General features: G+C 40.1%; 25 protein-coding genes and 1 pseudogene. 20 read left to right on the plus strand and 6 right to left on the minus strand.

Going from position 1 to position 26114, the window contains the following annotated elements:
* The first annotated feature begins 7 nt into the window (after positions 1 to 7).
* The 12 genes from DW121_RS09140 (at position 8) to DW121_RS09195 (ending at position 12620) form a co-directional block, all read left to right on the plus strand.
* Positions 8 to 2893, plus strand: a complete 2886-nt coding sequence (locus DW121_RS09140) for a glycoside hydrolase family 2 protein (RefSeq protein ID WP_118323694.1) — start codon at positions 8 to 10, stop codon at positions 2891 to 2893.
* Between the two features lie 155 nt (positions 2894 to 3048).
* Entirely contained in the window at positions 3049 to 3522 is a 474-nt protein-coding gene (locus DW121_RS09145) for an arginine repressor (protein ID WP_117711564.1), read from the plus strand.
* A 34-nt stretch (positions 3523 to 3556) separates the two neighbouring features.
* Positions 3557 to 4114 carry a GNAT family N-acetyltransferase gene (locus DW121_RS09150; RefSeq protein WP_117711565.1) on the plus strand — a complete coding sequence of 186 codons (558 nt, stop codon included), beginning with the start codon at positions 3557 to 3559 and terminating at the stop codon, positions 4112 to 4114.
* Positions 4115 to 4206: 92 nt separating this feature from the next.
* Positions 4207 to 5421 carry an argininosuccinate synthase gene (locus tag DW121_RS09155; protein WP_022219208.1) on the plus strand — a complete coding sequence of 405 codons (1215 nt, stop codon included), beginning with the start codon at positions 4207 to 4209 and terminating at the stop codon, positions 5419 to 5421.
* Position 5422: 1 nt separating this feature from the next.
* Positions 5423 to 5620, plus strand: coding sequence for a PspC domain-containing protein (locus DW121_RS09160; protein ID WP_009121883.1), 198 nt, complete (start codon positions 5423 to 5425; stop codon positions 5618 to 5620).
* The gene (gene argC, locus DW121_RS09165) at positions 5617 to 6585 is read left to right on the plus strand and encodes an N-acetyl-gamma-glutamyl-phosphate reductase (protein WP_117711567.1); all 969 of its coding nucleotides are present in this window, start codon (positions 5617 to 5619) and stop codon (positions 6583 to 6585) included. Before DW121_RS09160 ends, argC begins: the two co-directional genes overlap by 4 nt.
* 20 nt (positions 6586 to 6605) lie before the next feature.
* Positions 6606 to 6986, plus strand: coding sequence for a four helix bundle protein (locus DW121_RS09170; protein WP_117711568.1), 381 nt, complete (start codon positions 6606 to 6608; stop codon positions 6984 to 6986).
* Positions 6987 to 7040: 54 nt separating this feature from the next.
* Positions 7041 to 8162 carry an aspartate aminotransferase family protein gene (locus DW121_RS09175; RefSeq protein WP_118323618.1) on the plus strand — a complete coding sequence of 374 codons (1122 nt, stop codon included), beginning with the start codon at positions 7041 to 7043 and terminating at the stop codon, positions 8160 to 8162.
* 150 nt (positions 8163 to 8312) lie between these two features.
* Positions 8313 to 9086, plus strand: coding sequence for a pyrroline-5-carboxylate reductase (gene proC, locus DW121_RS09180; protein ID WP_117711570.1), 774 nt, complete (start codon positions 8313 to 8315; stop codon positions 9084 to 9086).
* A gap of 28 nt (positions 9087 to 9114) precedes the next feature.
* Complete coding sequence (locus tag DW121_RS09185) at positions 9115 to 9669, plus strand: helix-turn-helix domain-containing protein (protein WP_022218464.1); 555 nt, start codon at positions 9115 to 9117, stop codon at positions 9667 to 9669.
* 15 nt (positions 9670 to 9684) lie between these two features.
* A complete protein-coding gene (locus tag DW121_RS09190; protein WP_118323619.1) occupies positions 9685 to 11340 on the plus strand; it encodes an AMP-binding protein in 1656 nt (551 codons plus the stop codon).
* Between the two features lie 38 nt (positions 11341 to 11378).
* Entirely contained in the window at positions 11379 to 12620 is a 1242-nt protein-coding gene (locus DW121_RS09195) for an acyloxyacyl hydrolase (RefSeq protein WP_118323620.1), read from the plus strand.
* 778 nt (positions 12621 to 13398) lie between these two features.
* On the opposite strand, the gene DW121_RS09200 is transcribed toward DW121_RS09195, so the two are convergent.
* Positions 13399 to 14550, minus strand: a complete 1152-nt coding sequence (locus DW121_RS09200; protein ID WP_118323621.1) for a hypothetical protein — start codon at positions 14548 to 14550, stop codon at positions 13399 to 13401.
* Positions 14551 to 15021: 471 nt separating this feature from the next.
* Between DW121_RS09200 and DW121_RS09205 the strand changes: the two genes are divergently transcribed.
* Complete coding sequence (locus DW121_RS09205) at positions 15022 to 15210, plus strand: hypothetical protein (RefSeq protein ID WP_118323622.1); 189 nt, start codon at positions 15022 to 15024, stop codon at positions 15208 to 15210.
* A complete protein-coding gene (locus tag DW121_RS09210; RefSeq protein ID WP_187120025.1) occupies positions 15203 to 16189 on the plus strand; it encodes a hypothetical protein in 987 nt (328 codons plus the stop codon). Before DW121_RS09205 ends, DW121_RS09210 begins: the two co-directional genes overlap by 8 nt.
* Before the next feature lie 88 nt (positions 16190 to 16277).
* On the opposite strand, the gene DW121_RS09215 is transcribed toward DW121_RS09210, so the two are convergent.
* On the minus strand, positions 16278 to 17474 hold the full coding sequence (locus DW121_RS09215) for a hypothetical protein (protein WP_118323623.1): 1197 nt from the start codon (positions 17472 to 17474) through the stop codon (positions 16278 to 16280).
* A gap of 331 nt (positions 17475 to 17805) precedes the next feature.
* On the opposite strand from DW121_RS09215, the gene DW121_RS09220 reads away from it, so the two are divergent.
* Together DW121_RS09220 and DW121_RS09225 are read left to right on the plus strand one after the other, a co-directional pair.
* Positions 17806 to 18579 carry a DUF2971 domain-containing protein gene (locus DW121_RS09220; protein ID WP_118323624.1) on the plus strand — a complete coding sequence of 258 codons (774 nt, stop codon included), beginning with the start codon at positions 17806 to 17808 and terminating at the stop codon, positions 18577 to 18579.
* Positions 18580 to 18616: 37 nt separating this feature from the next.
* A complete protein-coding gene (locus tag DW121_RS09225; RefSeq protein ID WP_118323625.1) occupies positions 18617 to 19225 on the plus strand; it encodes a hypothetical protein in 609 nt (202 codons plus the stop codon).
* Between the two features lie 87 nt (positions 19226 to 19312).
* On the opposite strand, the gene DW121_RS09230 is transcribed toward DW121_RS09225, so the two are convergent.
* The 4 genes from DW121_RS09230 to DW121_RS09245 all read right to left on the minus strand — a co-directional run bounded on the left by DW121_RS09230 (position 19313) and on the right by DW121_RS09245 (position 23185).
* Positions 19313 to 19705 (minus strand): hypothetical protein, encoded by a 393-nt coding sequence (locus tag DW121_RS09230; protein ID WP_118323626.1) that lies wholly within the window; start codon positions 19703 to 19705, stop codon positions 19313 to 19315.
* Between the two features lie 8 nt (positions 19706 to 19713).
* Positions 19714 to 21804 carry a WG repeat-containing protein gene (locus tag DW121_RS09235; RefSeq protein WP_233555794.1) on the minus strand — a complete coding sequence of 697 codons (2091 nt, stop codon included), beginning with the start codon at positions 21802 to 21804 and terminating at the stop codon, positions 19714 to 19716.
* A 380-nt stretch (positions 21805 to 22184) separates the two neighbouring features.
* Complete coding sequence (locus DW121_RS09240; RefSeq protein WP_118323627.1) at positions 22185 to 22772, minus strand: tyrosine-type recombinase/integrase; 588 nt, start codon at positions 22770 to 22772, stop codon at positions 22185 to 22187.
* 107 nt (positions 22773 to 22879) lie between these two features.
* The gene (locus DW121_RS09245) at positions 22880 to 23185 is read right to left on the minus strand and encodes a hypothetical protein (protein WP_181993222.1); all 306 of its coding nucleotides are present in this window, start codon (positions 23183 to 23185) and stop codon (positions 22880 to 22882) included.
* A gap of 172 nt (positions 23186 to 23357) precedes the next feature.
* On the opposite strand from DW121_RS09245, the gene DW121_RS09250 reads away from it, so the two are divergent.
* The 4 genes and pseudogenes from DW121_RS09250 to DW121_RS15930 form a co-directional block, all read left to right on the plus strand.
* The gene (locus tag DW121_RS09250; protein ID WP_118323628.1) at positions 23358 to 23651 is read left to right on the plus strand and encodes a helix-turn-helix domain-containing protein; all 294 of its coding nucleotides are present in this window, start codon (positions 23358 to 23360) and stop codon (positions 23649 to 23651) included.
* 192 nt (positions 23652 to 23843) lie between these two features.
* Positions 23844 to 24875, plus strand: coding sequence for an AAA family ATPase (locus tag DW121_RS09255; protein ID WP_233555795.1), 1032 nt, complete (start codon positions 23844 to 23846; stop codon positions 24873 to 24875).
* Positions 24876 to 24966: 91 nt separating this feature from the next.
* Positions 24967 to 25128, plus strand: a complete 162-nt coding sequence (locus tag DW121_RS15715; RefSeq protein ID WP_187120022.1) for a hypothetical protein — start codon at positions 24967 to 24969, stop codon at positions 25126 to 25128.
* Positions 25115 to 25954: pseudogene (locus tag DW121_RS15930) on the plus strand (recombinase family protein); the annotation flags it as partial. The gene DW121_RS15715 and the pseudogene DW121_RS15930, both read left to right, overlap by 14 nt.
* Positions 25955 to 26114: the final 160 nt, after the last annotated feature.

A 26114-nucleotide genomic window follows, 5' to 3' on the forward strand; every position in this document is an offset into this window, starting at 1 on the left:
CTCATTCATGCGACTCACCAAAGAGGAATATGAAAGGCTGGAAAAACACTATAACCAAATACATAAACATGGCGTGTACGCCCAAGCCCCACATCCGGAAAGAATATACCTTTCGGGGACCGGTATTGACGATACGAAAACTTGGGAGTTTTTCTGTACTAAGGGGCAGAACAGTGGTAAATGGAAAAAGATAGAAGTTCCCTGCAACTGGGAACTTCAAGGCTTTGGAGAATATACCTATGGCCGCTGGTACAAAGTTCCGGGCGAAAAGCCGAGTGACGAAATCGGAACTTACCGGCATAAATTTGAAGCTCCTAAACATTGGAAAGATAAGCGGATAAAAATCTACTTTGACGGTGTAATGACCGATGTTGAAGTACTGATAAACGGTCAAAGTGCCGGAGCCATTCACCAAGGCGGGTTCTACCGCTTCAGTTACGACATTACAGAACTCATTGAATTCGGCAAGCGGAATACCCTTGAAGTGAAGATAGCCAAAGAATCTTCCAACAAGTCGATAAACGCTGCTGAACGCAAGGCGGACTGGTGGCTTTTCGGCGGTATCTACCGCCCCGTATGGTTAGAGGTAGTTCCGAAAATCAATATGAGACATTTCATCCTTGATGCCCGCCACGACGGAACTTTCAGCGCGGCTGTGGAAATGGAGGGAGATGCGCAAGGCTATGAATTGTCCGTTGCCATTCGAGAGTTGAACGACGGGAAGGAAATTCTCACAAAGGATAACCAGCCCCTCCTTACCCACCGGATTACAAACTCTGACAGCGAGCAGCAACTAAAAGGCGTCTATAAGTCCGTGAAGCCTTGGAATACCGAAAACCCTCAACTCTACCTTGCCAGCCTCACGCTGAAAGACCCGTCCGGCAAAGCAATTCAAACCCGTGAAACCCGCATCGGTTTCCGTACCGTTGAGTTCTTCCCCCAAGACGGAATCTACCTGAACGGTGTTAAATTAGTAGTAAAAGGAATCAATCGCCATTCTTTCTCCGTAGACGGAGGACGTACCACAAGTGCTGCCATGAGCCGCCATGATGCATTGCTCATAAAGGAAATGAACATGAATGCAGTCCGTTCTCATTATCCTCCCGATGAGCACTTTCTCGATATGTGCGACTCTCTGGGCATTGTCTACATGGACGAACTTGCCGGTTGGCAGAATGGTTATGACTCCAAAGTAGGACCGGGACTTGTAAAGGAGATGATAGAGCGTGACGTCAATCATCCTTGTATTATTATTTGGAGCAATGGCAACGAAGGTGGTTGGAACTACGCCCTCGACTCTTTGTTTGCCAAATACGACAAGTTACAAAAGCGTCATGTGGTACACCCGTGGGCCGACTTTAACGAACTTGACACTCACCACTATCCGGCTTACTTGACCGGAGTGGCACGCCTCACCAACGGCTACAAGGTTTTTATGCCCACCGAATTCATGCACGCCATGTACGACCAAGGCGGCGGAGCGGGTCTGCGCGATTTTTGGAACCGTTGGCTCACTAACCCCATGTTTGCCGGAGGCTTTATCTGGGTATATTGCGATGAAGCTCCCAAGCGTACAGACAAGGGTGGCATCCTCGATTCCGACAAATCCAACGCCCCCGACGGCATTGTCGGTCCCCGCCGCGAAAAGGAAGGCAGCTTCTATGCTATTCGCGCCCAATGGTCGCCTATACAATTGAAACCGTTGCTCATCACCACCCACTTTAACGGCAGCTTCCTGCTGACAAACGAATATACCTATACTAGCCTGTCGCAGTGCCGGATGATATATAAGGTACTGTCATGCAGCACTCCCTTGCAGGACAAAGGCGAAACGACAATACTTGCCGAAGGCGAAGTCCGTCTTCCCGCTATCAGTCCGGGAGAGACAGGAACCGCCCGTTTCATCGTTCCCGAAGGTTTCCACAATGGCGATGTCCTGCATCTTGAAGCTTTCGACAAAGAAGGAAAAAGCATCTGCGAGTGGTCTTACCCCATCCATTTGGCCAAACAGTATTTTGAACAGAAACTGTCGCAGCCCCCCATGTCTTTGAATCTTACAGAACAGGCTACAGCCACACAAACCACAGATGAAGTAATCTTGAACAGCACAAGCGTATGCGTCACCTTCGACGCCACGACCGGTCTGCTCCGCAGGGTGAAAGCGGGCGACAAGGAGATTCCTTTCAAGAACGGTCCGCGCCCCATAGGTATGAAGATGCAATATCAGCCTTCTTCAAGCTATATACGTACGGCTGAGGACGGAGCCATATTCTGCGCCAAGTATCGGGGAGGCGCAGACTCTATCGTCTGGAAACTCACCGGCAACGGATTACTCTATATGGACGCCATCCTGCTGAACCGCGCTTCGGGCGGTGGCGGTTTTGACGATGCTTTTATGGATACCCAAGTCTATAATCTCGGACTGACCTTCTCCTATCCCGAACAAGCTTGTACCGGAATGAGATGGATGGGACGAGGTCCTTATCGCGTATGGAAAAACCGCATTGCAGGAACCACCTACGGCATTTGGCAAAAAGAGTATAACAATACTATTACCGGCGAAAGCTACGAGAACTTGGTTTATCCCGAATTCAAAGGCTATCACGCCAATATGTACTGGGCTACACTGGAAAGCGACACCGCACCTTTCACAGTCTATTCCCGCAGCGACGGAATCTTCTATCACATTTTTACGCCCGAAGAACCTGCCGGACGCGTCAAAGACACCATGCCTAAATTCCCGGAAGGTGACATCTCCTTCCTGCTCGACATTCCGGCTATCTGTTCTTTCAAACCCATTGAGCAGCAAGGACCTAACAGCCAGCCGGGCAATATCCGAATCAAATCCGGAGATGAAGGGCTGCATCTGAATCTGATGTTCGATTTCCGTTAAACCAATCTCCGGATTTCACAGGTTCCACATATGCATACATATACTGATACTTTTACATTTATTGCATATAAAGAATAAAAAAAATCTCAATTCTGTATATTCTTTCCAAAATATTCCCTATTTTTGCGCCGTTCTAAGAATAATTATACAGAAACATGAAAAAGAAAGCCAATCGGTTAGATGCCATCAAGATGATTATCTCAAGCAAAGACATCAGTTCTCAGGAAGAATTGTTGCAGGCTTTGGGAAAAGAGGGCTTTGAACTGACGCAAGCCACCTTGTCACGCGACTTAAAACAACTGAAAGTAGCCAAAGCCGCCAATATGAACGGGAAATATGTATATGTACTGCCTAACAACATCATGTACAAACGCAGCAACGACCAAAGCGCCAGCGAGATGCTGATGACCAGCGGGTTCGTTTCACTCCATTTCTCCAAGAATATTGCCGTCATCCGCACGCGTCCGGGCTATGCCAGCAGTATGGCCTACGACATCGACAACCGCGAATGCCCCGCCGTACTGGGCACTATTGCGGGAGACGATACGATTATGCTGGTTCTGCACGAGGCTGCATCCCATGAGGAAGTACGTGTTTTTCTGTCACAAATCATTCCTAACATGAAGTAAGTTAGTATAACTATAATATAACGAAATAAAAGAAATGGATTCGAAACAAATTGATGTGATGGTAGCTGATGCCTCACATGAAGTTTACGTGGATAAGATTTTGGATACCATCCGAGAAGCTGCCAAGGTACGCGGAACGGGCATCGCAGAACGCACGCATGAATACGTAGCGACTAAAATGAAAGAAGGAAAAGCTATTATAGCTCTGTGTGGAGATGAATTTGCCGGTTTCACTTACATCGAGAGTTGGGGAAACAAGCAATATGTGGCTACATCGGGACTTATCGTACATCCCGACTACCGCGGCTTGGGGCTGGCAAAGCGCATTAAGACGGCTTCCTTCCGCCTGGCACGCCTGCGATGGCCCAAAGCCAAGATTTTCAGTCTGACCAGCGGAGCGGCTGTCATGAAGATGAATACCGAACTGGGCTATGTACCGGTTACTTTCAATGAACTGACAGACGACGAGTCTTTTTGGAAAGGTTGCGAAGGCTGCATCAACCACGATATATTAGTAGCCAAAAACCGGAAGTTCTGCATTTGCACGGCAATGCTCTACGACCCGAAATTACACGAAGAAGATAAAATATAAATAAATGAAGAATGAAGAATGAAGAATTACTATGCAGCATAAAGCGCAGCCAAATTCTTCATTCTTAATTCTTCACTCTTAATTTAAAACTTATGGAAGCAAAGAAGAAAAAAGTAGTGGTCGCATTCAGCGGCGGTCTGGACACTTCATTCACAGTTATGTATCTGGCCAAAGAGAAAGGATACGAAGTATATGCGGCTTGCGCCAACACCGGTGGTTTCAGCCCCGAGCAATTGAAGACTAACGAAGAGAATGCCTACAAACTGGGTGCTGTAAAATATATCACTTTGGACGTAACGCAGGAATATTACGAAAAGAGTTTGAAATACATGGTATTCGGCAACGTATTGCGTAACGGCACTTATCCCATATCCGTAAGTTCCGAACGTATCTTCCAGGCATTGGCCATTGCACGCTATGCCAACGAAATAGGTGCAGATGCCATTGCACATGGGTCTACCGGTGCAGGCAACGACCAAATACGCTTCGACATGACTTTCCTTGTAATGGCTCCGGGCGTGGAAATCATCACCCTGACACGCGACATGGCATTGAGCCGCCAGGAAGAGATAGACTATCTGAACAAACACGGTTTTGCAGCCGACTTCGCCAAACTGAAATATTCCTATAACGTAGGCTTGTGGGGTACTTCCATCTGCGGCGGTGAAATTCTGGACTCCGCACAGGGACTTCCTGAAAGCGCTTACCTGAAACATTGCACCAAAGAAGGCAGCGAGCAGTTGCGCCTGACCTTTGAAAAGGGTGAACTTAAAGCAGTCAACGATGAAAAGTTTGACGACCCCATCAAAGCCATTCAGAAGGTAGAGGAAATCGGCGCGGCTTACGGCATCGGCCGTGATATGCACGTGGGCGATACGATTATCGGCATCAAAGGTCGTGTAGGTTTTGAAGCTGCCGCTCCCATGCTTATTATCGGTGCGCACAAGTTCCTTGAAAAATACACATTGAGCAAATGGCAGCAATACTGGAAAGACCAGGTAGCCAACTGGTACGGCATGTTCCTGCACGAAAGCCAATATCTGGAGCCGGTAATGCGCGATATTGAAGCCATGCTGGAGTCTTCTCAACGCAACGTAAACGGTACTGCCATTCTCGAACTCCGTCCGCTCAGCTTCTTTACCGTAGGTGTGGAGAGTGAAGATGACCTCGTAAAGAACAAATTCGGCGAATACGGCGAAATGCAGAAAGGCTGGACTGCGGAAGATGCCAAAGGCTTCATCAAAGTAACCTCTACCGCACTGCGCGCCTATTACTCAAACCACAAAGACGAAAAAGAAAACATCTGATATGGAAAAGAAACTGACACGTTCCGTCAACGACAAAATGCTTGGCGGTGTATGTAGCGGCCTCGCCAAATACTTCGGTCTGGACCCTACGCTGGTACGCTTGGGATATGCCTTTCTCTCGATATTCACTGCCGGGTTTCCCGGAATCGTGCTCTACATCTTGGCCTGTATCATCATACCTAAAGACACTGCAATATGATTAAAGTAGGAATCATCGGCGGAGCCGGATACACGGCAGGCGAACTGATACGCCTGTTGCTGAACCATCCCGAAGCGGAAATCGTATTCATCAACAGCTCAAGTAATGCCGGCAACAAAATTACCGACGTACACGAAGGACTGTACGGAGAAACAGATTTAGTATTCACCGACGAGCTTCCGTTGGACGAGATTGATGTGCTTTTTTTCTGCACGGCACATGGCGACACCAAGAAATTCATGGAAAGCCATAACCTGCCGGAGGACTTGAAGATAATCGACCTCTCCATGGACTATCGCATCAAAAGCGATGACCATGACTTTATTTACGGACTGCCCGAATTGAACCGCCGCGCCACCTGCACGGCAAAGCATGTTGCCAACCCCGGATGCTTCGCAACCTGCATCCAGCTGGGATTGCTTCCGCTTGCCAAGCATCTGATGCTGAACGATGACATTATGGTGAATGCCATCACCGGCAGTACCGGTGCGGGCGTCAAGCCGGGAGCGACGAGCCACTTCAGCTGGCGCAACAACAACATGAGTGTGTACAAAGCTTTCGAGCACCAGCACGTGCCCGAAATCAAGCAATCGCTCAAACAGCTTCAGAACAGCTTTGATTCGGATATTGATTTCATCCCCTACCGCGGCGATTTTCCCCGCGGCATCTTTACCACTATCGTGATAAAGACCAAAGTGGCGCTGGAAGAGATTGTCCGTATGTACGAAGAGTATTACGCCAAAGACTCCTTCACGCATATCGTCGAGAAGAACATAGATTTGAAGCAAGTTGTCAACACCAACAAATGCCTTATACATTTGGAAAAGCATGGTGACAAGCTTCTTATCATCTCCTGCATAGACAACTTGCTGAAAGGGGCCAGCGGCCAAGCCGTACACAACATGAACCTGATGTTCAATTTGGAAGAAACGGTCGGACTCAAGCTGAAACCCAGCGCTTTTTAATGAAGAACGAAAAATGAAGAATGAAGAATTCACGTAACAGAACAGACTCACTGCTACATTCCAAAAGCTATATATTTGCATTAAGGATAATACGCATGACAAAATTCTTGCGAGAGAATAAACAAGAATTCATTTTGAGTAAGCAAATTCTTCGTTCAGGCACGGCAATAGGAGCGTTAGTTCGAGAGTCCGAGTTTCCCCAAAGCCGCCCCGATTTCATTAACAAGTTAAGTGTTGCACTGAAAGAAGCCAACGAAACGGATTATTGGCTGAATCTGCTAAAAGACTCAGATTACATCGCCAATAATTCGTTCGACAGTATAGATAGCGATTGCGGAGAACTGATAGCTTTGCTCATCTCCTCAATCAAAACAGTTAAAAATAACATGAATGCAGGATAGAAGGATTGTACTCTCCCCCAATTCTTCATTCCTCATTCTTAATTCTTCATTGAAATGAAACTATTCGATGTATATCCTCTTTTTGACATTAATGTTGTCAAAGGAAAGGGCTGCCATGTATGGGACGACAAAGGTACGGAATACCTCGACCTCTACGGCGGTCATGCAGTAATCTCTATCGGACATGCACATCCGCACTACGTAGAGACTATCAGCAAACAAGTAGCCACACTCGGATTCTATTCCAACTCCGTTATCAACAAACTGCAACAACAACTGGCAGAACGGTTGGGAAAGGTCTGCGGATACGACGATTACTCCCTGTTCCTTATCAACAGCGGAGCCGAAGCCAACGAGAATGCGTTGAAACTCGCTTCGTTCTATAACGGACGGACGCGCGTGGTATCTTTCTCAAAAGCTTTTCACGGACGGACTTCATTGGCAGTAGAAGTAACCAACAACCCCAAAATCATCGCTCCTATCAACGACTGCGGACACGTGACCTATCTCCCGCTGAATGATATAGAGGCAATGAAAGCCGAACTGGCAAAAGGCGATGTATGCGCTGTAATTATCGAAGGTATTCAGGGAGTGGGCGGCATACAGCTACCGACCGATGAGTTTATGCAAGCCCTGCGCGAAACCTGTACCAAACACAACACCATATTGGTTCTGGATGAAATTCAGAGCGGTTACGGACGTAGCGGCAAGTTCTTTGCCCACCAGCACAACGGTATCAAAGCCGACATCATCACCGTAGCCAAAGGTATAGGAAACGGCTTCCCGATGGCAGGCGTACTTATCAGTCCGATATTCACCCCTGTCTACGGACAGCTTGGAACGACTTTCGGCGGTAACCACCTGGCTTGTAGCGCAGCGCTTGCCGTACTGGATGTCATCGAGCAGGAAGAACTCGTAGCCAATGCCGCCAAAGTAGGCGCATACCTGCTGGAAGAACTGAAGAAATTCCCGCAAATCAAAGAAGTGCGCGGACGCGGGTTGATGATTGGTCTTGAATTTGAAGAACCTATCAAAGAACTGCGTCTGAAGCTACTGAAAGAACAGCACGTGTTTACGGGTGTGAGCGGCACGAACGTACTCCGCCTGTTGCCGCCTCTGTGCCTCAGCATGGACGAAGCGAAGCTTTTCTTGGAACGTTTTAAGAAAGTACTTTGATAAGTAAATGTTGAGAATTAATTTACTTATTTGAAGAATAATCAGCCAACAAAAGAGACGACCGAAAGAAGAATACCTTCCTGTTTCGGTCGTTTTTTATAGAAAATCTATACCTTTGCCAGAAGACAACAATTCAAATTACAAGATGATATGAAAACAGCAATTATCGGTGCAGGAAATATGGGCGGGTCTATTGCCCGCGGTTTGGCTAAAGGAACTATCATCCCGGCCAATGATATCATTGTTTCTAATCCTACGCAAAGTAAATTGGATGTACTGAAGGCAGAGTTTCCGGCGTTGCAAACCACACGCGACAATCAGGAAGCCGTGACCGGAGCCGAGCTTATCATACTCGCCGTTAAACCGTGGCTGATAAAGCCCGTAGTAAGCGAACTCAAGCTGAAAAGCAAGCAGATACTTATCTCCGTGGCAGCCGGCATACCTTTTGAGGAATTGGCACACTATGTGGCAGATAAGGAAATGACTATGTTCCGCCTCATCCCCAACACCGCTATCAGCGAAATGGAGAGCATGACGCTTATCTCGAGCCGGAATGCAAGCAAAGAACAGGAGCAACTGCTGCTCGACATCTTCAATCAGATGGGACTTGCCATGCTGATTCCCGAGGAGAAAATAGCCGCTGCCACCGCCATGACTTCCTGCGGCATTGCTTATGTATTGAAATATATCCAAGCAGCCATGCAAGCCGGAATAGAGATGGGCATTTACCCCAAAGACGGAATGCGTATGATAGCCCAATCGGTAAAAGGCGCTGCCGAATTGATACTGAACAACGACACGCATCCCGGTGTGGAGATTGACAAAGTATGCACTCCCGGCGGAATTACAATCAAGGGCATCAATGAACTGGAACATCAGGGGTTCTCTTCCGCCATTATCAACGCCATAAAAGCAAGCAAATAATAAAACTAATCCACTTAATAAGAACCACATGGACGAACAGATTAAACAAATCGCCGAGCGCCTGCGCGGATTGCGCGACGTATTGGAATTGACTACCGAAGACATCGCCCGCGATTGCGATATCTCGGCAGAAGAATACCGGCTTGCAGAAACAGGAGAATTTGACATCTCCGTAAGTATGCTGCAAAAGATAGCCCGCCGCTACGGTATTGCACTGGACGCATTGATGTTCGGCGAAGAACCGAAAATGAGCAGCTACTTCCTTACCCGTGCAGGGAAAGGAACCAGTATTGAGCGTACCAAAGCCTATAAATACCAATCACTGGCCGCCGGCTTCATGAACCGCAACGCCGACCCGTTCATCGTTACCGTAGAGCCCAAACCGGAGAACGAACCGATACACTACAACAGCCACTCGGGACAGGAATTCAATCTCGTTCTGGAAGGCCGCATGATGCTGAGCATCGACGGTAAAGATTTAATTTTAAACGAAGGAGACAGTTTATATTTCAACTCCAAACTGCCGCACGGCATGAAAGCACTGGACGGAAAGAAAGTACGTTTCCTTGCCGTAATCATGTAACAACATAAACGAAGAATGAAGGAAAGATTTTTATCGCAAACGTCCTTTACATCTCAAGAGGACTTTATCAAGAATTTAAAGATTAACGTACCGGAGAATTTCAACTTCGGCTATGATGTAGTGGATGCCTGGGCTGCCGAACAACCCGACAAGCCCGCATTGCTCTGGACCAACGACAAGGGCGAACAAATCCAGTTCTCATTTGCCGACATGAAACGCTATACGGATATGACTGCTTCCTATTTCCGGAGTCTCGGCATAGGGCACGGGGATATGGTAATGCTGATTCTGAAACGCCGTTATGAATTCTGGTTCAGCATCATCGCACTGCACAAGCTGGGCGCTGTCGTTATTCCCGCCACACATTTGCTCACCAAGAAAGATATTGTATACCGCTGCAATGCCGCAGACATCAAAATGATTGTCTGTGCAGGCGAAAGCGTCATTACCGACCACATCACCGCCGCCATGCCGGACTCTCCGAGTGTGAAGAGACTGGTGAGCGTAGGCCCGGAGATAGCCGAAGGATTTGAAGACTTCCACAAAGGCATAGCCGATGCCGCTCCTTTCGTAAGACCGGAACACGCCAACAGCAACGACGACATCTCTTTGATGTACTTCACCAGCGGAACAACCGGCGAACCGAAAATGGTTGCCCACGATTTCACTTATCCTTTGGGACATATCGTCACCGGATGCTTCTGGCATAATCTGCACGAAAACAGCCTGCATCTCACCATTGCCGATACCGGTTGGGGAAAAGCCGTATGGGGCAAGCTATACGGACAATGGATAGCCGGAGCCAACATCTTTGTATACGACCACGAAAAATTCACTCCCGCCGATATTCTGACAAAGATACAGGACTACCACGTCACCTCGCTTTGTGCGCCGCCTACCATCTTCCGGTTCCTGATTCACGAAGACCTGACGAAGTACGACCTCTCTTCATTGCAGTATTGCACCATTGCCGGCGAAGCGTTGAACCCCGCCGTATTCGATACATTCAAGAAATTGACAGGCATCAAACTGATGGAGGGCTTCGGACAGACCGAGACCACCCTTACCGTAGCCACCATGCCGTGGATGCAGCCCAAACCGGGCAGCATGGGATTGCCGAACCCGCAATACGATGTAGACCTGATAGACTATGACGGCCGTTCGGTAGAAGCCGGCGAACAAGGACAGATTGTAATCCGTACCGACAAAGGCAAACCGCTCGGTCTGTTCAAAGAGTACTATCGCGACGCCAACCGCACCCACGAAGCATGGCACGACAACATCTACTATACCGGAGACGTTGCTTGGAAAGATGAGGACGGTTACCTCTGGTTTGTAGGACGTGCCGACGACGTTATCAAGAGTAGCGGTTACCGCATCGGCCCGTTCGAGGTGGAAAGCGCCCTGATGACGCATCCCGCAGTGATAGAATGTGCCATTACCGGAGTTCCCGATGAAATCCGGGGACAAGTGGTGAAAGCTACCATTGTACTGTCTAAGGATTATAAGAACCGCGCCGGCGAAGAACTGATTAAGGAACTGCAGAACCACGTAAAGAAAGTGACTGCCCCTTACAAATACCCGCGCGTCATAGAGTTTGTAGACGAACTTCCCAAAACCATTAGCGGTAAGATACGCCGTGTGGAAATCCGGAAGAACGATGCGAAATAACCGCTTCGAAATAAGAAAAGGCATAACAGCACGACATCATGAGTAATGAAAAACGGACCGGAAGAGGCATACTTCTCTTAATGATTATCCTCTTCCTGTCCGACAATATATCTGCGCAAGACAATTATATCCACCGCCTCGGCATCGAAGGCCGACCGGGATATATATTTCCCACCAGTTCTTTCCTGCGGGGAGAAAACGATATGCGCAAAAGATTGAGTTCCGCCTACTCCGCCCATCTGAAATACTCATTCCAACTACAGCCGGGCACTGCTGCCGACCTTATATATGGAAGCTCTTACCAAGGAATAGGACTCGGTTATTTTGATTTCGGCAACCACAGAGAAACAGGAACACCGGTTGCCCTCTACGCATTTCAGGGAGCACGTATCGCCAAGTTCACTCCCCGCCTGTCGCTCAACTACGAATGGGGATTCGGGGCATCTTTCGGTTGGAAACCTTACGATTATTACAACAATCCCAATAATACCGTCATAGGAAGTAAAATCAATGCATATATCAGCGCCGGAATTCATCTGAACTGGATACTCTCTCCACAGTTCGACCTTAATATCGGTACAACGGCAGTACATTTCTCCAACGGTAACACCCGGTATCCCAATACGGGACTGAACACAATAGATTTTAAAATCGGAGTGGTGTATAATTTCAACCGGAACATAAACGAAGTGCTGCAACCGTCACAACAGGTTCCTGTCCCGATATTTCACAAACACGTCAGCTACGACCTTACCTTATTCGGTTCATGGCGGCGGAAAGCCGTCGATGTTTCGGGCGGACAGATTCCTGCACCCGGCAAGTATGCCGTAGCCGGATTCAGTTTTGCCCCTATGTACAATCTTGGCTATAAATTCCGTGCAGGAGTATCTTTAGACGGTGTGTACGATGCCGGCGCCAATATTTATGCCAAAGATTACATTACTCCGCTCGACGGTGGCAATGAGGAAGAAGCATTCGGTACTCCGCCACTGCGCAAACAGCTCTCTTTAGGTGTTTCCGCACGTGGAGAATGGGTGATGCCCTATTTTACCGTCGGCATAGGTTTTGGAGCCAATGTTCTGCATGGCGGGGGCGATTTGCAATCTTTCTACCAGATATTGGCGCTCAAAATAGATATGCCACATGACACTTTTCTACATATCGGCTACAATCTCAAAGATTTCCATGAACCCAACTATCTGATGTTGGGCATAGGTTATCGGTTTAATAATAAACGCCCCCGCTTCCACCCTCTGCATATCCCTGCCCATGAGAGATAGAGGGTGGAACCCACTTTCCATATACTTTTCAAAACAGTATATTATAGCGTTTCAAATGACGCACGTTGTCTCCCCAAATGACGCATCTCAGTACCCGAAACCACGCATCTCAGTAAGGCAAACCACAGGCATTTGGGGAAGTAACGTACGTCATTTGGGGAGATGATGTGCGGCATCACCCCCTTCCACCCGCTATTCCCCATGGATAGGGACTTGTGGAGGGTGGAAGGGGGATAAGAGAAGAGATTCTTCGTCGCAAGCTCCTCTGAATGACAGGACGGATAATGTGTATTGATAAAACAGACTATGTATTTCAATGAAACAGATAATGTATTTCAATGAAACAGACCATGCGTTCTAATGAAACAGATAATCTGTTTTCCTACGATGATGAATCCGTTTGATATACTTGAAAAAAAAATTGACGCGCTTGATAATTCTGTTTGATGTGCTTGATAAACAGTTTATTCCGGCTTGTAACCCTCGTAATAATATGATTGGGTGATTGTAAACAGCCTCACTTCGCCCTACTCTCCCAATATCCGACTTTAACTCTCGCCGTATTCAGCAAAAAAAAAAGTTTCAGAAATGTTTCAGCAATAAAAAGAAAATCGCCCGCAAACATTGATTTGCAGGCGATTAAAGGATTACTCCTGTACCCTTAACGGATGAAATATTGAACCTTTGGAATCATTTTCTAAAGATAGTGGATTATTTGCAAACGACACCACAAATACTTAAACTAATCGAATCATTATAGAAGAGTAAAGTGAAAACACTACCAGTCCATATTTGCCGAATCATCCATCATAGACATTAATCTATCAGAAAACAATTTCATACTTTCCATATCTTTAGATGCATCATTATAGGTCCCATCAGCCGCCAAAGTTAATATTGTTGGCAAACATAACTCTTGCGTATAATACATTGCAGCTGGAAAATTTTTCCATAGAAAATCTATAAACTCCTGTACAAAAGCGATAACATCTTTTTCTATAAAAGACAAACTTCCATAAAGTGAAAATCTATTTTTCCGTCTTTTATAGCTCATCATTACAGGTACAGCTCCTGTGTGAGAATGAAATGCAAAAGCATTGCCATCCTTTCCAAATGCACCATGTGCGACAAAATTACGTAGTTGCTGTCTTACAATTAACAACTCATCATAAAACTTATTAGCTTCAACAGTATCATCTGGTATAGCTTTTTTGTATTTGACCTTCCACTCAGAGTCTATCAATTTTGACAGTTCTTCTCCGTCTGATAGACCTTGAGCAACAATTGCTAAATGAACAAAAAGATGCTCTGTCCAACTAAAAAAAGCTTCAATACATGAAATTGCCAACCAATCACTTCTTTTCCTATATTCAAAGCCCAAAGATTTATATGTAGTCACTGAACCTGATTCTATAGTAGAATATTCTTCTTTATAACTCAAATACTTCTCATATTCAGCCTCATACAGTCCCAACAAATATTCATATCTTTGATATAATTCTCTATTTTTATTTGTAACATTCAATAAAGATGCTTTTACCGCTTCTTCTGCAATATTATCAAAAAAAGGTCTTGCGCACTTAACTGCCCCATTTATCCTTTTTACTATTTGAGCTGCATCATCTTCATCTCTCTCAATATCTTGTACAAAAACACCTATACCGAATTTACGAAACTCAATTAAAAAAGCCCTCCCTTTATAATCAATCGGAAATGACCATGCAACTTTCTCAAATTGACCAAGATTTTCAAAATCTAATAATTCTGCAAATAAAAAATAGACTAAATAATATAGTGGCAAATCGTAACTTGCACGACTTCTTCTCGCACGTAATAAAAAGTCTTTAGTGGCAATAGTGTTTTTATCTACAGGTTTTATCGGTGACAATATCTGCAAAGCTTTAATCTTATATCTTTCTTTATCAAACATAATATATTTCTTTTTTTTATTCAGATTTGATATTTAAGCACATAAAGGAAGTAAATTTGACTGACTATTACAAATTTTAATTCAAACAATTTTAAACATATTGTCATCAGCAAGACACTTATGTAAAGAAAAGCACTTAGATTCTTAACAATATAAATTAATACCCTTTTAGAAACAGCAGATTATCCACAACCGACACCACAAATCTACAAAATTATAGAAAGTTTTAGCAAGTACGGTAATATATGACAATCAAGGAAGAAAGTATATAATATCCTTATTAATACATTATTAATCAATTGATTGCAGAGGTAACCCACGACTGAAACACCGTTATTTCAGTAGGTGTGATAAAGAGCAAACTGTTAGCCATACTAAAAAAATTCCAGATATTTTTTTTGAGAAATCAGCTTATTAGACTTTACTTTTTTACCAAACTACATATTTATATATACATTAAATAAATAAAGTATGGATAACAACTACAAAAGACAGTATCGACAACTGAATGATACAACCAAACAAAAGATTAGCCAAAGTCTAAGAGGTAGAACAAAATCAGCCACTCACACCCAAGCTATATCTAACGGACTGAAAAAGTATTGGGCAACAGTACCCAACCAACCTAATAATGAAAATAAGAATGAAGAACATGAATAAAATATACGGTTTAAATATAGATGCGTTGAGGCTCTGTTACGAAGTGACAGAACCCAACAATATCAATGTCATAAAAGACAAAGAGATTGGAGAAGAAATTGATTTTCTGTATTTCTACCTAAGACGAATAGAAGGAAAGCACTTCAAATTTGTTTATGAAATACGTTATAATGACATGGGAAAAGATAAATTGTTTGGAGAACTACGTTTAGGCATCAATGACAATCAAGAAGAAAGCAATACCCACCAAAACGGATATAAAAAAGCATGGATTAGTATTTCCAATCGTGTATTATACAGTAATGAGATATACTATTTAGATTTTATTGAAGACAACTTAGGCTTAGAATTACACAATATAACAACCCTAGACCTATGTCTTGATATGTCAAACGACATAGCCCGACTGATACGAAAACTTATCCGAAACCCACAAATAACAACGCTTCTGAACGGAAAAAGAATCACCAATCGTAAAGAAGACCGCCCCGAAATCACATATACTTTCAGTGGAAATATGGATAAAGATAAATACTTAACCGTCAACATTAAACAGAAAAAAGCTATAAAAGATAAGAGCAAAGGTAGCACCCTTATAGCATATAATAAGGGTGCTGAAATAACCAATAGTTCGGATAAAACATACATAAATAACCACTATAACAATCCTGCAAAACTGCACCGTTTAGAAGTTCATCTCAACAATGAAGAAATCAAAGATTATATAGCGAAAACCAGGTATGAATTATCATTTTATTCTTTAGCTGATGAAAAATTCCTAGCAAAACTTTTTGGTTACACTTTAAACAGCCTTATCAGATTTGAAAAAGACGGAAAAGCAATAGATTGGACAGACCTCTTATCAGAAGGGTATAACAACCACCCCTGCCAACGGCAGTTTTCTAGGGTAACTAATTCAAATACAGAGAAAAGCCTCTTTAAAAAACGTAGTTCAAAAAAACAATATAGCGAAAATTAAACATTAACTTCGGATATGCGGAGTGCGGAATCAGAAATAGCAATTACTATATTTCACTCCGCACCTCCGCACTTCCGCATATAATCTATCAATATTGGTTATTTTTACGTAAACATAAGTTCCAAAAAGCCCCATTATCATTATACAGTTCATCAAAACGAGATGGGGACATTCCATCACAAACAAGGCAATCATTCTTCTTATATGAAGGATTAGCAACACCATAATACGAGCAAATATATCCTTTAAAGTCCGAGAAATTCCTAATATTCTTATTGAACAAGGTGCATTTTTCTTTCAATATAAGACAAAGCGTAGCAATATCCAATTTAGAACATTCACCATTGGATATTTCAAACCTTTCATCAACTTTTTCAAGTATCTTTCTGACTTGTTCCCGATTATGTAAAGAAGGGCATAATTTTTCCAATAACTTTTCTTTATCCAATATTGTACTACTATTTTTCTTTTCATTCGCCAGCGGTTGAACGGCTTTATTTGAAAGACCTTCTTTTTCTGTTAAAGTCTGAGAAGAATCTTTAGATAAGATACTATCCACAGAAGCCTCTTTCTCGATTTCCATAATAGTATCATCATTAAGTAAAACAGCTTCATTCACAACTATTTTCTGATAACGAATCCCCGCTATTCTTTGGGCATAAAACAGAAATGACTGCAATGTTTTGGCTTTATCTTCTATGATTGGCTGTTCTTGATTTTCTATAATCAGCATATTGATATAGTTATATTTAATCTTATGCTGCATGTCATACAAAAAGTACTTAATTAGTGCAATCAGAATATCTTTATCACTTTCATCAATGGTATTATTCTTAGCGTACAACTTCTTTAAAAAAGATATTAACCTAATATCCAAGTTCTTAATAAATGAATTATCGCATATATATTGGCTAATTTCCTCCAATGAATGACTACTTATATACTCCTTATCTAAACTATTAAAGATTGCAAGAGTGATTTTTATTTGCTTTCTAAACAGTACATCCAATTGTTCAATATTATCATATAAAATTACATTTTCATTGCCAAGCATGGCTATAACACCATTTATCACGTTTTTGAGATACTGGGCATTCTGAATGTCATTATTCTTTTTACGCATCATTTCCAAGTGTCTTGACATACTTGAAAAGATTTCAGCTTCTTTTGTTATGCACTGATTGCAAAAAGTTAAAAGTGGCTCTATATCGCTATCCGCATATAGAACCACAGTCATATCTTTGAATAATTGAATATATTCTCTTTCTTCTTGTGATAGTATCATATCAACAGCATTTAAACTGCCGTAAAGATACAAATTTCATTGTAAGCCTACAAAATTGGCTTTCATGGATATTGGCTCATATTGATATAAAACGTTCAAAAAGACAGCTTATTAGCTAAAAGTGAATATTAGTTTTAACGCACTTCTTGCCAATTCACATAAAACACTCATAATCAATAATATAAATCCATTTCTAATATTCACTTCTATTCTTAGTGAATATTGTAACTATAAAATTAGTATTTAGGATATCTATATTTAAGCCATTTTCTAGCGTATTCCATTAATTATTATTTTCTTTGTACTTTATATATTTAATAATTAATAGACTATGGATTTGAAATATGTAAATTATGAGGATATAAAACATACTATCCCCAAAGTATTATATAAATATCGAACATGGAGTAATGAATATCACAAAACTATTCTAACAGAAAATAAAGTTTACTTATCTTCACCTAGAGATTTTGAGGATAACTTAGATTGCAATGTTCCCGAAGTATTTCCTTCAAGAGAAGAACTTTTTAGCTATTTTCTGTCTATTTCTAAAACAAAGAATATTCACTATACACCACAACAGCATCAATATTTTGCAAAACATTGGTCAGTAAATTCTCCACTAGCTAATCCTAAACAATTAGAAGAACTAGTAAAGGAATATAATGAGAAATTTAATGATGTATTTGGAGTATTAAGCACAACAGCGAATTCTAATCGAGAAGAAATGTGGGAAAAATACGCAGACAACCATAAAGGACTGTGTATTGGTTTTGATACAGATTTGCTTTCAAGCGTTGTGGGGGGTGGTGTTCCGTGTATATATGTAGACAAACTTCCTATTGTCGATTTTATTAGGGATAATAATGATGAGAAAATTATAAAAAAAATTGTATACAAAGAGTCGAAATGGGAGTTTGAAGAAGAATATCGATTAACAAAAATGTGGAGTACAAAAGTTTCTAATGACGTTAGAAATATAAAATTACCACAGAATACTATCGTTGAAGTTATTCTTGGAAAGAATATGACTGACGAGCATAAAAAAGAAATTAAAGAGATTTGTTCTACACATCATCCCAAAGCAAAACTTATAGAGAGATAATGGTTGTTTCTTACATTTTATATAATATTGAAGTATTATGATTTCAGAAAGCTATTATTGGAAAAGCGAATTGATAAAATACGCTACTTTTATAGAGAAAAGTCAATGTAACAAAAAAAGATGGACTAGCGTACAATATGGGAATCTAGAAAAAAATGTTATGATAGGATTTTATATCATTAGAAAATTAATAGAGTCTCATAAATTAACCAACAAAATAGCTTCAACTAATATTCGTGGAACAAAATTCAAACTAATAAAAGCTGGAATTCATCATTTTAACAATTACCATTTGGATGAATTTTATGACTTAGAAAATCCTTTAGATGCAACTTTTGCTCTTGATTTTTTAATAAATCAATTTATTCATAGTTTCATATTCTGCCCTATAATAGATGTCAAAAATGAGAAGCCAAGACGCAAATATATACTTATGGCTTTACTATTTACATCGGATTCCAAAAAAGATTATTTATATAAAATCGACATAAATGAAGTTATAAATCTATTCAAAGTGGTTGGAAATTGTAATGTGACTTCCATCCACTGGAAATATAACCCTAAGAAAAATCATTCTTCCATAGTAACAAGTGATGTTGTCCAAGAAATCCCAGAAACTATTTTAAAATTAATACAAGAAGACTAAAACAAGATGAAAGTATAAATTCACTTTCAAGATTTGCGAATATCATCTTATAAAAAAGCGGTGGAAAATACCACCGCTTAACATTGTTCACTTCTTCCTGAAAGTCGTACCATTATTACTAATTAAGGATATATTTTCTCTATCTATATCAAAATACACCTTTCTTTCACCTGACGAGACACACAGTCTGCCATTATCAGAAATATACCAACTGCCTAAAATATAAAACGTATCATACCCACCACCTTTTTTAAGAAAGGAACCATCTTCATTAGCTTTTAAAACAATAGCACAGTCTTGATTCATATAATTATCATGTCCAACCCAAGTACCAACTAACCAACTTAAATCATCTTTTTGCTTTTTAACGATTTTCGAATTGTCTACTTGCTCGGTTGCTATTTTGCTTCTATTACCACATTCTCCTATTATTAATATAAGAACAACAAAAAGAACGAACAATAATATATTCTTTTTCATATTATAATCTATCTTTTCATTATTTGTAAAGCTCTAACAGTATTATCCCTTCGTCTTTCATATTCGCGAGCCAAATCTTTGTCTCCTGATTGTTTGGCTATATTAAGAGCTTCATCGCAATTACGTGCAATAGTTTGTTTTAACAACTGAATTTTTAATATTTCATTTGCTGAAAGTGACGGAGATTCTTCTAAACGTGCAAGTTCATCAACAGCAGACCTTATTTCTTTTTCTTTTTGCAACAATCTATTCGTTAAATTATCATCTTCGCGATTACCATCAGAGGAAAAATATTCATCATCCATATTTCTTGTTATTTCATCATCAATGAAATATCCATCTTCTGAAATTCTATAGCCATTATCATACACTTGATGTTTATTTGTGATATCCATAGCTCTCCGAGGATTTAATTCCCCGTCAAGGCTTGTTATTATATAATCCTCTGTAACAATAACACTATAATAATTACAAGGTATTCTTTCTTCGCCATTAACGACACAACCATATTTATCATCTTGTCGTACAACAAAAATCCCAAACGGATACCCAGTTCTATTCAATTGTACATTGTCATATTGACAAGGAACTATATTATTACCGTTTTTATCAAATAGCCCTAATTTACCATTCTTTTCAACTTCAAAAAAGCCATGATATATTCCGTCTGAATAATCAATATTATCAAATTCTATTGGTATTAATGTAGTTCCCGTTTTCAAAACCACTCCCTTTTTCCCATCTAATTCCACTATAAAAAAATCATTATTCCCATCTTCTATCGTGTTCCGTATCATATCATAATATAGTGGCAATATTTCAGCTTTATCCGTGTCATAAATTCCATATTTACCATTACAACTTACTAAATCATATCTTTCAGAAGAAAGATTCGTTATCGCATTATTTATCGCAGAATATTCAAGTTCATCAGAATTACCCTTTAGAAATGTATCATTTCCTTCTCCATCTACATAACCGTATTTTCCATCCAATTTTACAACTGCTAATCCTTCTGAAAAATCAGTGGCTAATTCATATTTGCAAGGAACTACGATTTCTCCTTTAGTGTTTATAAATCCATACTTACCATTTTGCACAACTACAGCCAAATCATTTGAAAACATGCCAACGGCATCATATTGATAAGGAATAATCAAACGTCCCTTAGTGTTTATAAAACCATATTTACCATCCATACAAACCCGAGCCAAGCCATCTGTAAAACTTAACGCATTATCATATTGGCATGAAATAACCAAATCTCCTTTAGTGTTTACGAAACCGTATTTACCATTTTGGCATACTACAGCAAATCCTTCCGAGAATATAAAAGCATTATCATATTGGCATGAAATAACCACATTTCCTTTGGTATTCATAAAACCATATTTACCTTCTTGTATGATATGAATCAAGCCTTCTGAGTAGTTTAGATATGGGAAATCATATTGACTTGATAATACTAAATCTCCCTTCTTATCAATTAGTTCACATTTACCATTTTGTTTGACTATTGCCAAACCATCAGCAAAAGTACCTGCATCAGCATATTGACAAGCTATTACCCTATTCCCTTTGGTATCAATAAAACCATAATTGCCATCTGAAAAGATTTTAGCCAATCCTTCTGAAAAGCTGGCAATACCTGAATTATTAAAGGAAAACACCCCTGCTGAACGTTGACTATCAACTAATTCATATCCTCCATTCTGATTTAATATGACTAAACAATCTAATGTTTTCAGACTATAATCATATTGAAATGGAATTATCATTTCACCTATTTTATTAATAGCTCCATATTTGCCTTCTTGACAAACTATTGCAATACCATCTGAGAAAAATAGAGCATCTTCATATTGGCAAGGAATTACCATTTCTCCCTTTTTAGAGATAAATCCATATTTACCATTTTGACAGACTAGTGCTAACCCTTCTTTAAATGGATATACTTCTTCACAATTTTGAATGTTTTGTGAAATACCCTCAATATTCCCCTTTTCTATTTTTTTATTAGAATCACATCCAATAAAGAGTGTTACCAATAAGATTGATAATAGAAGATAAATACCATGTAAACATGTGGATTTTTCCATGATTTTGGAAAAGCATTTTATAAAAGCCATATCTGATTATTAAAAGGTTTCCCGTAGGCTCTAAAGGGAAGATTATAAAAAGAAGTGTGAGCCAACTTAACTTATTCCATTAGTAGGCTCTCGACTGCCCTGTGACGAATAAGAAAAAGCCGCTCACACCTTAGGCAGTATATGTTGTTGGAAACATATATAACACACCTAAGGAGAACGTTTTCCGTTATTCCTGCCACATGGTGAGTTGTCGAGATTCACTAATGCAGAATAGCTAAACGCTTCCTAAATTATGCAGTTGCAATTTGCAACGGTACAAAAATAGTAAAAGTTCAGCGAAAACGTTATTTGTGAACGGCTTATTTTAATGTAAAAGAACTATTTTCTAATCAAAAAGACAACATATCATAGGTTTCAAGTAATTCCTCCGTCCGCAATCCTAAATATCTACGTGTAGTCATTACATCAGCATGATTAAACAATTCTGACAATTTGATAAGAGCAAATTCTGAATTTTCTCCAGCAGCCTCAACAACTCTCCTTCCAAATGTTTTTCGCATTGAGTGAGTAGAAAAGTGTTCTATCTTCAATCCATATTTACTTTTTATTGATTTAAACAAAACATTGATTCTCTGCGTACTATATACCGTCCTTTTGCGACTAATGAAGCAACTTTCATTTTTATCCATTATCTTCAAAGCCGCATAGCAGTCTGCAATATGCTTCTGAAAGTTAGTATTCACTTTAATTTCCCTGCGTTTTCCCGTTTTCTTTTCGATAATAACAAAAGAGTGACTGTCTAGCAACATTGACCAAGTTAAAGTTAAAAGGTCTGATATACGCAACCCAAAGAAAGAGCCACAACCAATAAGCAAAGACAAACGGTATTCCTTGTCACGATATAACTTTCTAACCAATGAGAGCATTGTATCCCATTCAATATAATCCGAAGTAACATAACTATTTTTTAAGCTCATAATATTCTTTTTTAATTGAAATCTATTGTTTTTGAATCTAACACGAACCCATTTATTATTAAAGCATTGATAATCAACTTATATTCAAAAGTTATAATAATGAATACTTAATCCCCACAATAAAATCCATTACCACGATTATATCCCATTGCCCAGGAAACCGCATCAGCAGATAAACCTTCAAACTCATTCTTATGAACACTCTCATTTTTACGTGCATTATGCGCTGCCCAACTTGCTGCAATCATCGCATCGAGTTTTGCGGCTTTTTCTTCTCGTGTTTTAACAGCATCTCGTTCCCAACTCCAAGCAGCTTTTAAACACTCCGACCATGAACGCCCCCTACGTTGAAAGTCATTCTTGTAAAGCCTGTGAGCATCCTTCATCACCTGTTGTTTATTATATCGCTTCATCTTATTGTAGTGTTATTGATTTATTATTATACCGCAAATGTAGTGTTTTCAATAGACATAAACAAACAGGAGTGTATATTATTAGCATTACATTAACTTATTTTATGTACCGCCATCAATATACATTTTAAGAATAAACGTATATTTGCATATATAACAAGAATAAATAGGTATGGGACTACGAATCAAAGAAGTTATTAAAGAAAAAGGTATGACCGTCCAAACTTTAGCGGACAAGATGGGAATAAACCGTGTTGGATTAAGTAATCATATCAACGGTAATCCCTCTGTCGCAGTTCTCGAAAAAATTGCAGCAGCCCTAGAAGTACCAATTCAAGAACTTTTTGAAAAAAAACAAAAAGAGAATATCAACGGATATATAGAAATCGGAAATGAAATCTTCAAAATCACTTCATTCCAAGACATCAGAAACATAATCAATCGCTTTGATAGTGACAATTCATAAGTCAATCTATCATAATCCCCTCATTTTCCCCTACAAATCCCCCACAAAATCCCCTTTCAAAATATAACTCGCTAAGAAACAACAAAATACAAGTGAGGTATAAAAAAGTCCTATCCCCAATTCATCATATCACTATACCTTTGCAATGTCAAAAGGTACCAAAGACACTATGTATAACCATTAAAAAAAATTATGATTATGATGAATTTAAAAAATACTTTCAATGAAGATAGTTTTGAATACACCACAATGAATGATATTATAGCCGAAGGTATGAAGCAGCCAAAGCGAGAGCCACTATACAAAAACCTTTGGTACGAAAATGAACTATGTGTTTTATTTGGTGCAAGTAATTGTGGAAAGAGCATTTATGCAATGCAGATAGCCAAACATGTAGCTCAGAAACAACCAATTCTATATTTTGATTATGAATTGAATATTCAACAAATCTGTGATAGATATACAAACGAAGATGGCACAATCCCCTGCAAATTCCCTCAAAATATCTATCGCCCTAATCTTGATTTTGATATGGCTAAAAATTTCAAAGAACGCAGAGCCTACCTAAGAATGAGAATCGAAGAAGCGGTAACAAAAAAAGGAATCAAATTATTCATTATAGACAATATCACTTGTTTGCACCCCAATCTATCCAAAGCAAATGAAGCGGCTACCTTCATTCTCGAACTACGCACATTCATGAACAGCTTAGGAGCAAGTTTCTTGCTACTGGGACATTCACCCAAGAAAAAAGATAATTCTCCTATTACTTTAGACAATTTAGCAGGGTCTAAGAATGTTGGAAACTTCATTGACAGTTGTTTTTGCATAGGGCAAGCAAAAACAGACGGTGACGAAAAACGATACATAAAACAGTTAAAGAACAGAAGTAGCCAAATCATATTAAACGAAGAACACGTATTGGTTTGCTCTATTGAAAAAGGAGAAGATAACTTTCTATACTTCAATGAAGAAGGATATGCAAGAGAAAAAGATTTGATTAAAGGAACAGGTAATATTACCCCCGAAAAAGAAAAGGTATATCAACTCTACAAAGAGCATAAGAGTTATAGAAAGGTTGCCAAAATGACGGGCATCAGCGATAAGACCATAAAAAAATGGGTAGATGAATATGAAGAATATCATACAGAGCCAAAAGCCATCAACGAGCAAGCAAATGGAAGCAATGAGATAGAAAGTGCGGAAATGCGGAGTGCGGAGTAGTAAAATGCAAAATATTGCTAATAAACAATCTGACATTCACTTACTTTTTCTCTTTATTCTAATAATAATCAATTTTGTAATAAAGTACAATATGGATGCACAGCATTTAAACATAGATACAATCAGAGAAAACCGTAACTTCAAAGGAATAACCCAAGAAGACACCAAAGAATTAATTGATACACTATATGCTTTTTCAATTCTAAGCTATGAAGCATATACTAAAAAAGATACACAACATGGAGAATTTTGATTTAAAAGGTTTTGCCAAAGGCAAAAAGCAACAAAAAGAGCAAATAGGCGGTAATGCCATCATTTATACTCGTGTTAGTTCAAGCGAGCAAGTTGATGGGCAAAGCCTTGAAGTACAAATTGACAAATGCAGAAAGTATGCCAAAGTACGTTCATACACTGTCATTGGTGAATTTGGTGGCACGTATGAAAGTGCCAAAAGCGACAAAGAACGTAAGGAGTTTAACCGTATGCTTGCTTTCATCAAACAAAGTAATAAGAAAGGCAGCAGCCAACCCGTAAAAACAGTAATAGTGTTTAGTACCTCCCGTTTCAGCAGAACGGGAAGTACAACTATCATTGAAGAAGTTGAGGCTAGAGGAGCATACGTAGTATCTGCAACCTCCAACTATGACCCACGTACTCCAGTAGGAAAGTATCTGCAACTCATGGAACTTGCAAATGCAAGGTTTCAGAATGACGAAAAACGGGCAACTACCATTGAAAACAGTGTAAAAGCGTTATTAAAAGGAAGATGGATTGGAAAAGCCCCTAGAGGATATGACCAAAAAACAACCAAAAAGGAACAAATTATAACTATTAACGAAGAAGGCAAACTGATTCGGAAAGCATTTCTTTGGAAGGCAAACAACAAGTTATCCAATGAAGAAATTAGGCATAGACTGGCAGCAGAAGGTTTCCATATCTGTAAACAGAAGCTATCAGAACTATTCAAGAACCCTTTTTATTGTGGCTATATGGCACACAAATTCTTGCAGGGGGACATCATACTAGGAAATCACCCTCCATTGATACCAAAAGAAATCTTCTTGAAAGTAAATGGAGAGTTATCCAAAAATCATAGTGGGTACGAACAAAAGATAGACAAGGAATATGCCCCATTATTAGGTAGTATCAAGTGCCCATGTTGCGGAAAAAATCTATCTGCCAGCATATCAACCAAAATGCGAAAGAGATTCGGACGCACTGATATAGGCTATTACGTTT

Source organism: Bacteroides sp. AM10-21B (genome assembly GCF_003472565.1).
GTDB classification, from domain to species: Bacteria; Bacteroidota; Bacteroidia; order Bacteroidales; family Bacteroidaceae; genus Bacteroides; species Bacteroides propionicigenes.

Excerpts from the sequence above, each read along its gene's own strand:
- DW121_RS09140 (WP_118323694.1), top strand. The coding sequence starts at position 8 with ATGCGACTCACCAAAGAGGAATATGAAAGGCTGGAAAAACACTATAAC.
- DW121_RS09145 (WP_117711564.1), top strand. The coding sequence starts at position 3,049 with ATGAAAAAGAAAGCCAATCGGTTAGATGCCATCAAGATGATTATCTCA.
- DW121_RS09150 (WP_117711565.1), top strand. The coding sequence starts at position 3,557 with ATGGATTCGAAACAAATTGATGTGATGGTAGCTGATGCCTCACATGAA.
- DW121_RS09155 (WP_022219208.1), top strand. The coding sequence starts at position 4,207 with ATGGAAGCAAAGAAGAAAAAAGTAGTGGTCGCATTCAGCGGCGGTCTG.
- DW121_RS09160 (WP_009121883.1), top strand. The coding sequence starts at position 5,423 with ATGGAAAAGAAACTGACACGTTCCGTCAACGACAAAATGCTTGGCGGT.
- argC (WP_117711567.1), top strand. The coding sequence starts at position 5,617 with ATGATTAAAGTAGGAATCATCGGCGGAGCCGGATACACGGCAGGCGAA.
- DW121_RS09170 (WP_117711568.1), top strand. The coding sequence starts at position 6,606 with ATGAAGAATTCACGTAACAGAACAGACTCACTGCTACATTCCAAAAGC.
- DW121_RS09175 (WP_118323618.1), top strand. The coding sequence starts at position 7,041 with ATGAAACTATTCGATGTATATCCTCTTTTTGACATTAATGTTGTCAAA.
- proC (WP_117711570.1), top strand. The coding sequence starts at position 8,313 with ATGAAAACAGCAATTATCGGTGCAGGAAATATGGGCGGGTCTATTGCC.
- DW121_RS09185 (WP_022218464.1), top strand. The coding sequence starts at position 9,115 with ATGGACGAACAGATTAAACAAATCGCCGAGCGCCTGCGCGGATTGCGC.
- DW121_RS09190 (WP_118323619.1), top strand. The coding sequence starts at position 9,685 with ATGAAGGAAAGATTTTTATCGCAAACGTCCTTTACATCTCAAGAGGAC.
- DW121_RS09195 (WP_118323620.1), top strand. The coding sequence starts at position 11,379 with ATGAGTAATGAAAAACGGACCGGAAGAGGCATACTTCTCTTAATGATT.
- DW121_RS09200 (WP_118323621.1), bottom strand. The coding sequence starts at position 14,550 with ATGTTTGATAAAGAAAGATATAAGATTAAAGCTTTGCAGATATTGTCA.
- DW121_RS09205 (WP_118323622.1), top strand. The coding sequence starts at position 15,022 with ATGGATAACAACTACAAAAGACAGTATCGACAACTGAATGATACAACC.
- DW121_RS09210 (WP_187120025.1), top strand. The coding sequence starts at position 15,203 with ATGAATAAAATATACGGTTTAAATATAGATGCGTTGAGGCTCTGTTAC.
- DW121_RS09215 (WP_118323623.1), bottom strand. The coding sequence starts at position 17,474 with ATGATACTATCACAAGAAGAAAGAGAATATATTCAATTATTCAAAGAT.
- DW121_RS09220 (WP_118323624.1), top strand. The coding sequence starts at position 17,806 with ATGGATTTGAAATATGTAAATTATGAGGATATAAAACATACTATCCCC.
- DW121_RS09225 (WP_118323625.1), top strand. The coding sequence starts at position 18,617 with ATGATTTCAGAAAGCTATTATTGGAAAAGCGAATTGATAAAATACGCT.
- DW121_RS09230 (WP_118323626.1), bottom strand. The coding sequence starts at position 19,705 with ATGAAAAAGAATATATTATTGTTCGTTCTTTTTGTTGTTCTTATATTA.
- DW121_RS09235 (WP_233555794.1), bottom strand. The coding sequence starts at position 21,804 with ATGGAAAAATCCACATGTTTACATGGTATTTATCTTCTATTATCAATC.
- DW121_RS09240 (WP_118323627.1), bottom strand. The coding sequence starts at position 22,772 with ATGAGCTTAAAAAATAGTTATGTTACTTCGGATTATATTGAATGGGAT.
- DW121_RS09245 (WP_181993222.1), bottom strand. The coding sequence starts at position 23,185 with ATGAAGCGATATAATAAACAACAGGTGATGAAGGATGCTCACAGGCTT.
- DW121_RS09250 (WP_118323628.1), top strand. The coding sequence starts at position 23,358 with ATGGGACTACGAATCAAAGAAGTTATTAAAGAAAAAGGTATGACCGTC.
- DW121_RS09255 (WP_233555795.1), top strand. The coding sequence starts at position 23,844 with ATGATTATGATGAATTTAAAAAATACTTTCAATGAAGATAGTTTTGAA.
- DW121_RS15715 (WP_187120022.1), top strand. The coding sequence starts at position 24,967 with ATGGATGCACAGCATTTAAACATAGATACAATCAGAGAAAACCGTAAC.